16 protein-coding genes are annotated in these 13,037 nt (G+C 37.5%); 8 read left to right on the top strand and 8 right to left on the bottom strand.

The features are described 5' to 3' along the window. Positions 1-227: 227 nt before the first annotated feature. Positions 228-455, top strand: coding sequence for a hypothetical protein (locus tag L1999_RS18275; RefSeq protein WP_215041875.1), 228 nt, complete (start codon positions 228-230; stop codon positions 453-455). Between the two features lie 204 nt (positions 456-659). Here L1999_RS18275 and L1999_RS18270 read toward each other — a convergent pair whose 3' ends face one another. Next, positions 660-920 carry an HPr family phosphocarrier protein gene (locus tag L1999_RS18270; RefSeq protein WP_235739868.1) on the bottom strand — a complete coding sequence of 87 codons (261 nt, stop codon included), beginning with the start codon at positions 918-920 and terminating at the stop codon, positions 660-662. Between the two features lie 147 nt (positions 921-1,067). After that, entirely contained in the window at positions 1,068-1,748 is a 681-nt protein-coding gene (locus L1999_RS18265) for a TerC family protein (protein ID WP_235739867.1), read from the bottom strand. A 377-nt stretch (positions 1,749-2,125) separates the two neighbouring features. Here L1999_RS18265 and L1999_RS18260 point away from each other — a divergent pair, with 377 nt between their 5' ends. Beyond that, positions 2,126-2,449, top strand: coding sequence for a BC1872 family protein (locus L1999_RS18260; protein WP_235739866.1), 324 nt, complete (start codon positions 2,126-2,128; stop codon positions 2,447-2,449). A 128-nt stretch (positions 2,450-2,577) separates the two neighbouring features. Further along, complete coding sequence (locus L1999_RS18255; RefSeq protein WP_235739865.1) at positions 2,578-3,360, top strand: arylamine N-acetyltransferase family protein; 783 nt, start codon at positions 2,578-2,580, stop codon at positions 3,358-3,360. Positions 3,361-3,387: 27 nt separating this feature from the next. On the opposite strand, the gene L1999_RS18250 is transcribed toward L1999_RS18255, so the two are convergent. From L1999_RS18250 to L1999_RS18230, 5 genes are all read right to left on the bottom strand, one after another. Beyond that, positions 3,388-3,591 (bottom strand): YwbE family protein, encoded by a 204-nt coding sequence (locus L1999_RS18250; protein WP_235739864.1) that lies wholly within the window; start codon positions 3,589-3,591, stop codon positions 3,388-3,390. Next, positions 3,591-3,782 (bottom strand): hypothetical protein, encoded by a 192-nt coding sequence (locus tag L1999_RS18245; RefSeq protein WP_235739863.1) that lies wholly within the window; start codon positions 3,780-3,782, stop codon positions 3,591-3,593. The genes L1999_RS18250 and L1999_RS18245 overlap by 1 nt, the downstream gene beginning before the upstream one ends. A gap of 115 nt (positions 3,783-3,897) precedes the next feature. Continuing rightward, entirely contained in the window at positions 3,898-5,322 is a 1,425-nt protein-coding gene (locus L1999_RS18240; protein WP_235739862.1) for a Na+/H+ antiporter NhaC family protein, read from the bottom strand. 206 nt (positions 5,323-5,528) lie between these two features. Further along, entirely contained in the window at positions 5,529-5,678 is a 150-nt protein-coding gene (locus tag L1999_RS18235) for a type II toxin-antitoxin system antitoxin (RefSeq protein ID WP_235739861.1), read from the bottom strand. Positions 5,679-5,691: 13 nt separating this feature from the next. Further along, positions 5,692-6,552: an SPFH domain-containing protein gene (locus L1999_RS18230; RefSeq protein WP_235739860.1), complete on the bottom strand. Its 861-nt coding sequence runs from the start codon at positions 6,550-6,552 to the stop codon at positions 5,692-5,694. Between the two features lie 168 nt (positions 6,553-6,720). On the opposite strand from L1999_RS18230, the gene L1999_RS18225 reads away from it, so the two are divergent. The 4 genes from L1999_RS18225 to glnA all read left to right on the top strand — a co-directional run bounded on the left by L1999_RS18225 (position 6,721) and on the right by glnA (position 10,538). After that, a complete protein-coding gene (locus L1999_RS18225; protein WP_235739859.1) occupies positions 6,721-7,257 on the top strand; it encodes a YfiT family bacillithiol transferase in 537 nt (178 codons plus the stop codon). A gap of 143 nt (positions 7,258-7,400) precedes the next feature. Continuing rightward, a complete protein-coding gene (locus L1999_RS18220) occupies positions 7,401-7,589 on the top strand; it encodes a hypothetical protein (RefSeq protein WP_235739858.1) in 189 nt (62 codons plus the stop codon). Positions 7,590-7,714: 125 nt separating this feature from the next. Next, positions 7,715-8,884: a hypothetical protein gene (locus tag L1999_RS18215; RefSeq protein WP_235739857.1), complete on the top strand. Its 1,170-nt coding sequence runs from the start codon at positions 7,715-7,717 to the stop codon at positions 8,882-8,884. A 292-nt stretch (positions 8,885-9,176) separates the two neighbouring features. Next, on the top strand, positions 9,177-10,538 hold the full coding sequence (glnA, locus tag L1999_RS18210; protein WP_235739856.1) for a type I glutamate--ammonia ligase: 1,362 nt from the start codon (positions 9,177-9,179) through the stop codon (positions 10,536-10,538). Between the two features lie 125 nt (positions 10,539-10,663). Here the strand turns inward: glnA and L1999_RS18205 are convergent, their stop codons facing one another. Then, positions 10,664-10,888: an ABC transporter gene (locus L1999_RS18205; RefSeq protein ID WP_215041888.1), complete on the bottom strand. Its 225-nt coding sequence runs from the start codon at positions 10,886-10,888 to the stop codon at positions 10,664-10,666. Positions 10,889-11,249: 361 nt separating this feature from the next. Between L1999_RS18205 and L1999_RS18200 the strand changes: the two genes are divergently transcribed. After that, positions 11,250-13,025 carry a PhoX family protein gene (locus L1999_RS18200; protein ID WP_235739855.1) on the top strand — a complete coding sequence of 592 codons (1,776 nt, stop codon included), beginning with the start codon at positions 11,250-11,252 and terminating at the stop codon, positions 13,023-13,025. Positions 13,026-13,037: the final 12 nt, after the last annotated feature.

The raw sequence follows: 13,037 nt of genomic DNA, 5'->3' as shown, positions 1-13,037 counted from the left end.
ACCATTGGATATCGATGACGCTGCCATAAAAAGGCGGCGTTTTTCCCATGTTCTGTTAAAGAGCAGTTACCAATTTCTAAATGTCGGAATTTGTCGATAAAAAAATTAAACTGTATCCGTTTTCAGTTGTTAAGATAAAATGGTCCGTAATATTTTCAATTTTTACTTTCTTACGACTATTTCAATCGTAGTGTGTATTGATGAGAACTTATACAGGAGGATAAATAATGCAGCAGATACACAAATGTAAATCGAAAATAAATAGAAATGAGGAAAAGACGCAAACTGTCCGTCTCAGTATCGAAATTCCAGAAAACATAAGAGATAATTTTCGGGATGCTGTCGAAAATAATGGAAAGTCAATGAAAGATGTACTTAGAGTATATATGCAAAAATACATATGGAAACAAAGCGAATTACAAAGAAATAGACAAAAACGACGACAAAATATTTGATGGAAAGAACGAAAACCAAAGTGCCTTCCCTCACTATGGTTTTCATTCAAGGAATAATGTCACAAATCCATTATAGTTTCAAAACAAGGTATCACCCAAGTTTCTTGTTAGGTTTACTTACACACTTTTTCTACTTAAACAAACAAATCACGAAACTTGTATATAGAAAACAGCTAGGTGTTGATACCTAGCTGTTTTTTTGTCTTATTGTTCAAACTTCTTCAAGGTTTGAAGTACTGTATTGATTGCTTCGTTTTCGTCATCCCCGGAAACCTCTAAAGTAATTTCTGCCTGCTTTGGTATGGCTAAAGATAAAACGCCGAGAACCGACTTTACATTAACTGTTCTTCCTTTATGGGTAAGAAAAATATCCGAATTAAATTGCGAAGCTGCTTGAACCAATTGATTGACTGGTTGGGCGTATAATCCTGCTTTGTTATTAATTTTCACTGTTTGCTGAATCATTCTAGTCCTCCTTGGGGGATATTGTAGAGTTAGGTGTATCACCATTCTTTTATGTATGAACCAAAGTTCTAAAAAATGCTGTTGATTTATCAAATTAGGCAAAATGGTAGGGTATTCCAAGTTACAAAGGGGAGATATGAATCATTTCTATTTATGGATAGTGATTCTTTGATGCTTTATATACGAATAGACCCCGATAACAATAAAAATAATAATTGCCCCATTTGCAGTCATATTGATTACATTCGTATGCGGAAAAAGTCTATTGATTGTATTTAGCCAACCAGTTAATACGGGATCCTTCAGAATGCCAATGACAGCATTTTGTGCAATAAATGCTCCTGCAATAATATTAATCCAAAAAAAGCTTGTAGCGAGCTTTACAACGAATGGGAGGAATAGAAGCGATACTAAAAGACTTGAAAAGATTCCGAGTGTTACCGCCTCAACATGCTGAGATATACCCGCAATAATGACTACACTATCAAGACAAATTAAAAAGTCGGTTGCCGCTAGGATAGATAAAACTTTCATTTTTAAAAAAATAGATTGATTGAAAGGCCTTGTTAATGGTTCTCCGTCGATTGATTTTCGAACAAGTTTAAAAGCAATCAAAAGTAAAATGAGACCCATCGATAGCTGCAGCATTGGGACACCCAAAATACTCTTGATGATAAAAACATAGATAGCCCGTGAGAAAGTTAGAACAATAATAGCTGGCAAGGTGATTCGTAAATGTGTATATTTACGTAAAATAGTTCCTAAAATTAACATATTATCAATGTCACTTACTAAGGTTATGAAAAAAACTTTAGCTAATTCAGTCAATTCCTTTGCCCCTTTTAATTCATCCTCTTACTAAATTTATGTACTCAAACATTTTTTTATTAACTATTATTCTGAAAAATACAATGATCATCGCTGCCAAACTATAAATTAATGCGTGGAAAGAACAAACTTGGAGTCGATTGGGGCATGTTCTTTTTTTATTGTCTATCCTCTTGTTTCTCAAACAAAAAGAGCTTATCTTTTTTCGGAACGTTTCTTTTTCGGTGCATGTCCAACAAAAAAAAATTTATAGAAAATTTTCCAACAGATACTGGAAAACGGCCCACACCTGTTATATAATGATAAGTAATTAATTAAACTGTTATATAACAAAAAGTGGACAAAAAATGATTATTAATTAAAAAGGGGAATGAACGATGATGAAAATCGATGCCATTGCAAGGAGAATCCTTGGTTGGAAGTTAAATAGGTGGGACCGCTGGTATGATTATGAACAAGGGAAATTCATTCACGAGTCTGAATTTCAGCCAGAACAGAACATAGACCATGCTATGCTTATCGTTGATCGGTTAGAAGGGCTGGGCTTTACGTATGAAATAAAAGGATTGTCAAAGGTTTGTTTTAATGATTTTTGTGCAACAGGAGAATCTTTAGCACAAGCAATTACGAATGCTGCCTATGAAATTGTGGAACAGAATTCCGTTATGGATCGCACAAGATTGTGGCAGAAGTTGTGCTAAATGAAAGTGACAAAAAATAAGGCAAATCGATGGAGATTTACAGAGTGAGCTGATTACGCTCGCTTTTTTTTTTTAGTTTAGATGAGTTATTTGGTAGAATAAGGTTTAAACGATGAGGGGGGATTGCAATGCCTGAACTAAATAAATTATTTTATGAAAGAATTGGATTATCTCAGGGACATCCAATAACTTTTGATACATTAGCCACTGTTCTGGAAAAAACAGCCCAAACAATCCCGTTTGAAAATTTATGTATCATTGAGAAGAATACCAATGAAATTACCAAGAGTAACTTAGTAAATAAAATTTTGGTTAGGAAGGAAGGGGGAATTTGCTATGAATTAAATTCACTTTTCTATTTTTATTTAATCGAAAATGGATTTGACGCCTTCCTAGCACGCGGTGTGGTGTTTAATCAAGCTAAACAAGAATTTCAAGATCTGGGGAGAACCCATGTAACCATTCTAGTCAATCATGAAGGGCAAAGCTATGTAGTCGATACTGGCTTTGGTGGGAATTTACCGTTAAGACCGGTTCCTTTAACAGGTGAGTCGGTTACCTCTCATAATGGGGAATTTAGAGTTCGCAAACTCAATACAAAATATGGGGACTATGTGCTGGAAATGAAGCTAAAACATAAAGATACAGAATGGAAGACAGGCTATACCTTTGATACCAGGAAGCGTATTGACGATGTGACGGAATTTAATGAGATTCAATCTATTATCGCAGAACACCCGGAATCTCCTTTTAGTAAGGGGCAATTACTTACACGGCTAACTAGTAAAGGGAATATAACTTTAACCAATTCAACCTGGACAGAGTGGAAGGATGGGATGGTTTCAAAAGAATTAATTGAGGATGAAAGATTTAAGCAATTGGCAAAACAACACTTTGGAATAGAAAAATGAAAGCAACGCCAAGGAGCGTTGCTTTCATTATTTTTCGTGTGTGTGGATGACTTGTACCCGTCCAACCTGCCCATCTGTGAGTCGGACTTTGATGCCATGAGGATGGGTAGAGGAGTTGGTAAGTATATCTTTTACAACCCCTCTAGTTAACTTCCCTGTTCGTTGATCTGCTTTTAAAATAATATCAACCGTCAATCCAGGCTGCAGGTCTTTTCGATTTCGTCCGTTCATTAGACACCCATTTTTCTGCGGGTATTACTTGGCTTCTTTGTTTGCTGGCTTTTCATTTTCTGGGTTGCTTGGCTGCTAATTGCCTGGCCTTTACCTGAAGCAGATTGATTCTTTTTGTTTGCTAACTGCTGCTTCATTAGGTCTTGAAGACTAATCTTCTTTTTTTCTTCGGTTTGATTATTTTCAGTCATAGGAAATTCTCCTTTTTAAAATAGGTATTGTTATTATAGTATAATCTATTTTAAATGATTATTAAAGAAGGCAAGACAAGGGTTTTAAAAATGACTGAAATGTCCTTAAAATTGACTAAATATAAAACAACGCACTAACTAAATATAAACAAATCGCAATCGCAGCACCAATGACAGATATCTTCAATTTAAAGCGGGCATACTCGACTAGTGGCATATCCAAGATCGACGCGGTCGTAATAGTCGTATCACCCAAGGGCGAAGTTAACGCACCAAATGCCCCGCTCGCAAACACGGCTCCGACTGTTAACGGAATCGATGCACCGGTAGAAACAGCCAGCGACATACCTAAAGGCATAAATAACCCCCAAGTTCCCCAGGAAGACCCAATAAAATAGCCGATTAAAGAACCGAGCACAAAAATAGTGACAGGGGTCAAAAAAGCTGGCAGAAATGACCCTAATGTCGAGCTGATAAATTTTGAAAAACCTAAATCCTCAGCAGCTAAGGTCAAAGACCAGATGAGGACTAGGAGACTTATGGCCTCCATCATTTGATTTCCGCCATCATAAAAATGGTATAAGATTTCATGCAATGCTTGTCTCCTAATGATGTAAAACACAAAAGATAAAACAAGTGTGATGAAAACAGCGAGCAGCATCACGAAGGTCGCATCTGCCCTCGAAAAAGCTTCGAAAACCGTTTTAGCCCCTTTATCTATACCATCTTTCCACAAAAGGAATAAAGATAATCCTAGCAGTAAAAAGACAGGGAAAATTAAATTCCAAGGCTGGGCTTTGACCAAGGACAATTCTTTTTGTATGCCTGCGCGGTGAAACTCATTTCCTTCTGCATCTAATAACTCATGGTCACGTTGTCTAGCATGACTTCTCTTGTCGGGATTCCAGAAGGTAAATAGAATTCCAATTACCAGCATTAAAATCGCAAAAAAATCAAACAAGATACTTAGCAGGAATACATGATAAGCCGACATGTCTAATTGCAGTTTTCGGATGCTTCCTTCTACTAATGAAACCATGAATCCCACAAACGCTGTCGCAACGGGCAAAAGGACAATAACTGACTCTGTGGAAATATCCATCATTAAGCCAACCCGTTGTTTAGGGACATTCATCTTTTTTATAAGCGATTTAACGACTGGCCCAATCATCATAATCCGGAACATCGGCATCATAAACGTGAAGGGGAGGGTGAGCCAAATGAGTCCTAAGAGTCCTCGTTCTGTCTTAATCCTAGCTCCAATCCATTCCGAGAATCCTTTAATGCCACCGGAAATATTCATCATCCCGACTAACCCGCCAAATAAATAAAGAAACCCGATAATTTTTATATTGTTTCCATTGGATAGGGTTGTAACAATATAAGAAACGGTTTGATAGGCACCAGCCAATAAATGAGTTTGAACAATAAAAGCCCCGGCCAGTAAGCCAACAACCAAGCCAGGCAAGATGTTTTTCAGCCATATGGACATGGAGATGACAATAATAAAAGGTAACAGAGAAAGCCAAGTATGCTCCATAGTCTCTTCCTCCGGTCATTTATCTTTATACTATTTGTTTATTATTGCCAAGGAGGTAAACATTATGTCGGGGGAAAAGAAAAACCGCCTTAGTTCAAGGCGGAAGTGAGATGTAGAGGGTTTTAATTGTCCGATCATTAACAAAAACATTCCTAAATGTAAAATCCTAGCTTCATTTAGAAAGTGGCGTAAATGGCTTCATGTATTTATTTTAATCTTTTCGCTTTTTTTGCAGCCTCTTTTAAAATTACCTCTATTTGGGCGTTTACACTTCGCAGCTCATCTTCAGCCCATTTTTCCAATACCTCATATAACTTTGGGTCAATCCGAAGCGGAAATGCTTTTCGTTTACTCATTTACTACACGACCTTAATAAATACTTCCGGTATTGATAATTGGCTGTGTACCTTTTTCGGAAACAATCGCGACCATTAGGTTATTGACCATTTGAGCCTTCTTCTCTTCATCAAGCTCTACAATATCCTGTTCGGTTAGCTGGTCAATCGCTGCTTTTACAAGACCAACAGCACCGTCAACAATCACTTTACGAGCAGATAAAACAGCTTGAGCTTGCTGTCTTTGAAGCATCGCAGAGGCGATTTCCGAAGAATAGGCAAGGTGCATCAGTCTGGCTTCAATCACATCTACGCCAGCAACATCCAGTCTTCTTTGAAGATCACGAACCAACACGTCCGAGACTTCGTCACTATTTTGCCGCAGGGTAAATGCATTTGTGTTATTTTCAAATGAATCATAGGCATAGGTGCTTGCAATATGGCGAATACCGGTCTCACTTTGAATTTGAATGAATTTTTCATAGTTCTCTACGTCGTACAATGCTTTGGCGGCATCTCTTACTTTATAGACCACAACCGCGGCAATTTCAATAGGATTACCCTCTAGATCATTTACTTTTAATTTCTCGCTGTTAAAATTCGTTACACGCAGTGAAACGCTTCGTTTGAATGTGAATGGAATAGTAGCCCATAAGCCTTGATCCCGAATAACACCGAGATAAGTACCAAAAAACGTTAAGACTTTAGCCTCATTTGGTTGTACAATGGTTAAACTTGTTGCAATGACTAATCCTAAAATTAACACAATGACTCCAGCTATTTTTTCAGGGATTGTTGTACCAGTAACAATTAAATAAATACCAAAACCAATACAGGCAAGTGCAATAATCATTGCGGCAAATCCATTAATTTTAAAAATTGACTTTTCTCTCATCTTGAACCCCTCCCAAAGGTAAAGTGATATAAAAGTGATATCACATTTATATCATAATCCAATCATTCAAAAAAGTAAATCATTACCAAAGTTCAAATCACTTCCAAAAGGATTATTTAAAATGGTGGGATAATTTGCTAAAATTAAATAGAAAAGGGGGAGATGCTCATGGACGAAAGGTATCCAATTGGGAAATTTGAATTTAAAGGTGAAATAACCAACGATGTTGTTAATTCTTGGATAGAAGAGATTGAGGAATTACCTGAACTTTTAAGATCAGCTGTAAAAAACATGAATATGGAACAGCTTGCAACCCCATATCGACTTGGGGGATGGACAGTACGTCAGGTTGTCCATCATCTGGCTGATAGTCATATGAATGCATATATCCGTATTAAATTGGCCCTCACCGAGGAAAATCCAACGATTAAGCCTTACCAAGAAGAAAAATGGGCGGAACTGCCTGATAGTAAATCACCTATTAATGTTTCCTTAGAACTCCTAACAGCCCTCCATAAACGATTGGTCCAACTCCTTCGTAGTTTAAGTCCGAATGATTTGAAAAAAACATTTTTACATCCTGAATCAGGTGAAGTATCTGTAGGCAGGAATATCGGAATGTATGCATGGCATGGCCGCCACCATCTAGCACATATTACATCCTTAACTTCTCGAAGGGCTGGTAAGACTTATAGCTCAACTTGAATATAAAAAGGGGAGTAAGGGATATTGGGAAAAACAAAGAATTGAAGGAAGAATTAATTTAATTATTTTTCTTTTTCATTTGGTCCATAATAAGGAGGAGCCTTTAGCCAAGAAATTTGGGAAATGAAAAGGAGGAAAAAAGTTTGGTACAAGAAAACTCTAACTCCAAAAGTACAAAAAATGCATCCAAGGCAGATGGAGTCATCCAGCCATTAATGTCAACAGGTACAACCGAACCAAGTTTTGATTGGGTTCCAAATGAAACCAACTCCACAACCGAACCAAAAATTGGGAATACTACGGTTGGTGAAAAAGAAGACAATAACAGGTGACTTTTTTAGGAAGGGCGCTAATTATTAGTGCCCTTTTTATTGAAAATAGCATAGGTTAGGAGGTTTCAATGGAATTTTGTTGAACTTGTATATTACGACAAAATTTCATTCAGGGTGGTGGAAAGATGGAGGAAATCCAATATGCTTTTATGGATGAATTGGGTGATGATCGATTTGATTTTGAAAAGGGGATAGGATCAACCCATTTTATTATTGCGTCTATTCTCCTAAAGGAATCAAATAAAGCGTCTTTAGAAAGGGAACTTGAAAAGATTAGCAAAAAGTACTTTCAAACTGGAGAAATGGATCCTAACATCATTGGCCAGGATCCAACCCAAACCATGCAGCTCATAAATGACCTAAAGGAGTTACCATTTAGTATTTATGCCTATGTTATTGATAAAAGAAAAATAAGAGAAGACCATGGAATTTTATATAAAGTACCTTTCCTTAAGTACTTAAACAGACAAATCTATGATGACTTAAATCGAACCTTCGAACAACTTGACTTTGCGGCAGATGAACAAGAACCTAAACTCTTTATTAGGTCATTTAACGATTATATTAAAACAAGAAGTATACCGGATTTATTTAATTATTCTACCTTCGGATTCAACCAAACGCGTTCAGACAACATTCCCCAGCTAGCAAACTTAATCACCAGGATTCTTGCAACAGGATATGAAAGGACAATCTATACGGATCAATACCGTTCTTTTTCTAAAATCTTTAAAAGCAAGATAGCTGCCGTAAACCTTTTGCCCCAAGACTATAAGAACTTTCTTTTTGACTATCAGCCAGAGCATCATCACTCAAAATCTGATGAAATTATTATAGAGCAAGCCGTTAATTTAACGTATAAATATATTGAAAGGCATCGAAACAGTGACGATGAGGATGAGCGGCTTCGCTTAGATTTCCTAAAGTTTCTGTTATTTAATTTGAAGGAAAATCCGGACGAGTATGTATATACAGAGGAAATCTTAGACAATCTGAACGCTATCCGCGATGTAAAATTAAATCCGCATAACTTTCGCTCAACCATCGTTTCTAAGCTTCGGGACAGCGGATTATTGATTGCAAGCAGTAATAGAGGCTATAAACTACCTGCATGCCTAAACGACTTATACGATTTTGTGAATTTATCGAGTCTCACCATTCATCCCATGATTCAAAGAATAGCAAAATGCAGGGATCAGATTCTTCTTGCCACCAACAACGAGATCGACATCTTACAGCAAAAAGAATACGATTATCTGAAAAAAATAATTGATACGGGAAAAATGAAAATTTAATTTTTAACTTTGATTAAAAAGGGCTGCCCCACATCAGGAGCAGCCCTTGTAACGTTTTGCAATGGAATTTGATAAGTATTACATATTTTTGCATATTTATTTATAAACATTCGACTGCTGATAGAGGTATCCCTTTATTTACTAGGGGATAAATGAAAACGCTTTCGAAAAAATTAGAATAAATATTCAAAAAAATATACAAAAAAGGATTGTCAAACTTGTATTTATAAAATATAATCTAGTTATTAAATGATGTGACAAAATATAACATGAAAATGAGAGGTAATGTGACGTGGCTGGAACACTAATATCAAACGCATCTACAGAAGCAACTTTAGAGCAAATCAAAGAAATCATCAAAGCGAAAAGTGTTGAACTATTACATTTGCAATTTGTCGATATTGAAGGGATTTTAAAACACGTCACGGTTACAAGTGCGCAATTAGAAGACGTAGTAGAAGGTAAAATGATGTTTGATGGTTCTTCTGTCAAAGGTTTTTCACCTATTAATAAATCAGACCTTTATCTTCAACCAGATTTAACAACATTTGCGGTTCTGCCTTGGACAGAAGAAGCTGGATATTCAGAAGCTCGGTTCCTATGCTCAGCAGCCAATCCAGACGGCACTCCTTTCGAAGGTGATACAAGAAATGTTTTGAAAAAAACAGTAGACCGTGCAGCTGATAAAGGATATACCATTTCAGTAGGTCCTGAGTTAGAGTTTTTCTTATTTAAAAACGATGACAATGGATACGCAACTACAGAGTTAACAGATAAAGCAGGTTATTTTGAGCCATCTCCACATGATCTTGGTGAGCGCGTTCGTTTAGAAATCTACCGTGCATTAAAAGCAATGGGCTTTACGATTGAAGCTTCTCACCACGAAGTAGCTGAGGGACAACATGAAATTAACTTTAAATATGCCGATGTATTAACGGCAGCTGACCTTGCAACTACCTATAAATGGGTTGTAAAAACAGTGGCAAAGAAATTTGGTATGCATGCTACCTTTATGCCAAAGCCAGTGTTCGGAATCAACGGTTCTGGTATGCACGTAAATATGTCATTCTTTGAAGGAAGCGACAATGCGTTTTTTGATCCAACTGATGAGATGCAATTATCAGAAAAAGCGTACCAATTTATTGCGGGAGTACTAGAAAACGTAAAGGGCATTGCAGCGGTAACCAACCCGTTAGTAAACTCTTATAAGCGTTTAGTACCTGGTTACGAAGCTCCTTGTTATATTGCTTGGTCTGCATCAAACCGTTCAGCGCTAATTCGTATTCCTGCAAAAAGAGGACTCGCAACACGCGTAGAATTACGCTGTCCAGATCCATCTTCTAACCCTTACTTAACATTTGCGGTGATTGCATCTGCAGGTTTAGACGGAATTGAAAAAGGTTTAGAGGCACCAGCACCAATTAATGAGGATATCTTCCACATGAATGAAGAAGAAAGAGCATTCAGGGGAATCGATAACTTGCCAGGCAGCTTAGCTGAAGCGGTTAAAGAATTAGAAGCAGGAGAAATTGCTGCTAAAACACTCGGGGAACATGTTTACAATGAATATGTATTATTGAAGAAAACAGAATGGGATAGCTACCGTACAGCCGTTCATACATGGGAAATCGAAAACTATCATTCTAAATTCTAAGTTTAAAATAAAAAGCGGGATAAGGCCGATTACGGCTCTTGTTGCCCGCTTTTTTTTAGTTTTGATTAAGATTGCTAAATATCGAGTGTTACGGGAATGAATATCTATTATTCACCATGGCTAATTCACTTACAGTGATGCCAGGCTTTTTTGAAAACACATAATCCGAAGATAAGGAAAGCTAGAATGCCTATTAAAGCAATTAGGAAGTTGATAACAGTAACAAGTAAACCACCTAGGCCAATAATTCCAAGTAAAGTGGTAATCCAGCCCAAAACGACAGCAAGTACCCAGAATACCCCTGTTAAAAATCCAAGAAATGCTCCCCAGCAAAAATGATTAGAACTCATTTATTTTCACCCCCTGTCATCGGTTGTTCACCAACAGTGTATGCGGTTACCAGAGAATTTGTTTTCTTGAAATAGAAAAAGAGGCAATTGACCTAACCTAACACGGAGTTGAATAACTAAGAAGCAGCTCGATTGATCGCTTGATTAAGCATAACGTAAATCCCTATGCCATTGTTGCGGGTCATAAAGACGGAAAACCTAAGACTAAAATTAAACAGACCAGTTTTGAATCTGGTCACTTTTTTTGTTAAATTAATAATTCTAAAAATTTACACAACTCCTACATTCCCTTCACATCGGCTTAATGATTTCCCGTTATTGTTTTAAGAGTAAACCAAACCAAAATTGGGAGTGAGAAGAATTGAAAAAAATATTAGTACCAGTACTTGCAGCAACATTCACACTATCTTCATTTAATGCCGTTATGGCAGCCCCTAAAGAACCCGGAAAAATTAAATCAGTTGAATTCCTCGGAATGGATGCACCAAAGACCTTGCAAGAAAAAACTGAACTAATGTACTCTAAAGCATCGGTAAAGGTGACTTACAATGATGGAACAAAGAAGACAGTTCCGCTAAGCTATGAATCCTTGTTTAGACCCGGCGAGGTAATCAATGGTAAAATTGCGGGGGTGACCATGAATGCAAATGGACAAGTGATGACTAAATCCAATGGAACTCCGTACGTATCGACAGCTCCCGATATGAATAGCTTGATGAAGGTTCCAGGATTACCTGAGAATACATATTATTTGATCAGCCATTACGAGTCGATGCCAAAAAACGAGAATGGATTAGAAAATCCGGGTACCATGAGTCTGAGCACCGTTAAGATGGACACAGCTACAGGTCAATTGACTGTTGTCGATATCAAACCGATCGATTTTTCAGCGGTTCATGGAATTTGGAAACCGTGTGCGGGTCTATTGACTCCATGGAATACCCATCTTGGCTCGGAAGAAACAGACCCAGATGCTAGAGCACATGAAAAAAATCCTTCCGCCTCTGCTGTAACTAATTTTATGAAAAACTATTATAATGACCCAACTATAACGGGCAATCCCTACTACTACGGCCACGTACCTGAAGTAACAGTGGATGCTAAAGGTGGAACAAAGGTGGTCAAACATTTCAGTATGGGCAGAATGGCCTTCGAACGAGTGAAAGTTATGCCTGATAATCGAACTGTTATTTATGGAATCGACAGCAATCCTGGCGCGCTGTTTATGTATGTGGCTGACAAAGAAAAGGATTTATCAGCTGGTACACTTTATGCGGCTAAATGGGTCCAAACCGGCACGGAGAATGGCGGTTCGGCTAACCTTGAATGGATTAAGCTTGGACATGCTACCGATAAGGAAATGGAGAAGCTTGCTGATACTACCAAATTCAGTGATATTTTTGAGGCAACAGATGATGCTGTAAAGGGAAAAGCTGAGGGCTACAAAGCGATCAAAACAGCAGCAAATGGTGGGAAAGTGGAATGGGTGAAAGTGAAACCAGGAATGGAAACTGCTGCTGCGTTCTTAGAAACGCATCGATATGCGGCTTACCTAGGTGCAACTGTTGAATTTAATAAAATGGAAGGTCTTGATTTTAATGAAAAAGACAATAAGGCTTACGTGGCTATTTCCTATCAGGAAAAGACGATGTTAGCAGATCCTGCAGCACCTGCAGATGATATCCAACTTCCAAAGATTAGTGCTGGTGGAGTGTATGAACTTTCTTTTCAACCTAACAGAAAAACAATCGACGGCAAGAAAATAAGTAGTCATTATGTACCTGTAAGCATGACAGGAACTTTAATGGGGGAAGATTTATCAACACCGGATGTGGATGGAAACACCGCCAACGTTGATAAAATTGCGAATCCCGATAACGTCGTATTTTCACAAGATATGAGAACTTTATTTATCGCTGAAGATTCCGATAAACATGAAAACAACTATACTTGGGCTTACAATGTCGATACCAAAAAACTTTCTAGAATCCTATCAGTACCGGGCGGCGGGGAATCAACCGGCTTGCAGATGGTCGATAACCTTGACGGACATACGTATTTAATGAATAGTTCACAAAATCCAGGATATGTTGGTTATATTGCAGGTCTTCCGTTTATGGGGAAAGATAAAAAATAACTGGATAAGCAG

It is taken from the genome of Neobacillus drentensis (assembly GCF_021560175.1).
Taxonomy (GTDB): Bacteria; Bacillota; Bacilli; order Bacillales; family Cytobacillaceae; genus Neobacillus; species Neobacillus drentensis_A.
Note: the sequence above shows the minus strand (reverse complement) of the source record. Positions and strands in the feature narration are given on the sequence as shown.

Coding starts and splice junctions, on each gene's coding strand:
- L1999_RS18260 (WP_235739866.1), top strand. CDS start 2,126: ATGATGAAAATCGATGCCATTGCAAGGAGAATCCTTGGTTGGAAGTTA.
- L1999_RS18275 (WP_215041875.1), top strand. CDS start 228: ATGCAGCAGATACACAAATGTAAATCGAAAATAAATAGAAATGAGGAA.
- L1999_RS18225 (WP_235739859.1), top strand. CDS start 6,721: ATGGACGAAAGGTATCCAATTGGGAAATTTGAATTTAAAGGTGAAATA.
- L1999_RS18255 (WP_235739865.1), top strand. CDS start 2,578: ATGCCTGAACTAAATAAATTATTTTATGAAAGAATTGGATTATCTCAG.
- L1999_RS18270 (WP_235739868.1), bottom strand. CDS start 920: ATGATTCAGCAAACAGTGAAAATTAATAACAAAGCAGGATTATACGCC.
- L1999_RS18235 (WP_235739861.1), bottom strand. CDS start 5,678: ATGAGTAAACGAAAAGCATTTCCGCTTCGGATTGACCCAAAGTTATAT.
- L1999_RS18215 (WP_235739857.1), top strand. CDS start 7,715: ATGGAGGAAATCCAATATGCTTTTATGGATGAATTGGGTGATGATCGA.
- L1999_RS18245 (WP_235739863.1), bottom strand. CDS start 3,782: ATGACTGAAAATAATCAAACCGAAGAAAAAAAGAAGATTAGTCTTCAA.
- L1999_RS18230 (WP_235739860.1), bottom strand. CDS start 6,552: ATGAGAGAAAAGTCAATTTTTAAAATTAATGGATTTGCCGCAATGATT.
- L1999_RS18240 (WP_235739862.1), bottom strand. CDS start 5,322: ATGGAGCATACTTGGCTTTCTCTGTTACCTTTTATTATTGTCATCTCC.
- L1999_RS18205 (WP_215041888.1), bottom strand. CDS start 10,888: ATGAGTTCTAATCATTTTTGCTGGGGAGCATTTCTTGGATTTTTAACA.
- L1999_RS18250 (WP_235739864.1), bottom strand. CDS start 3,591: ATGAACGGACGAAATCGAAAAGACCTGCAGCCTGGATTGACGGTTGAT.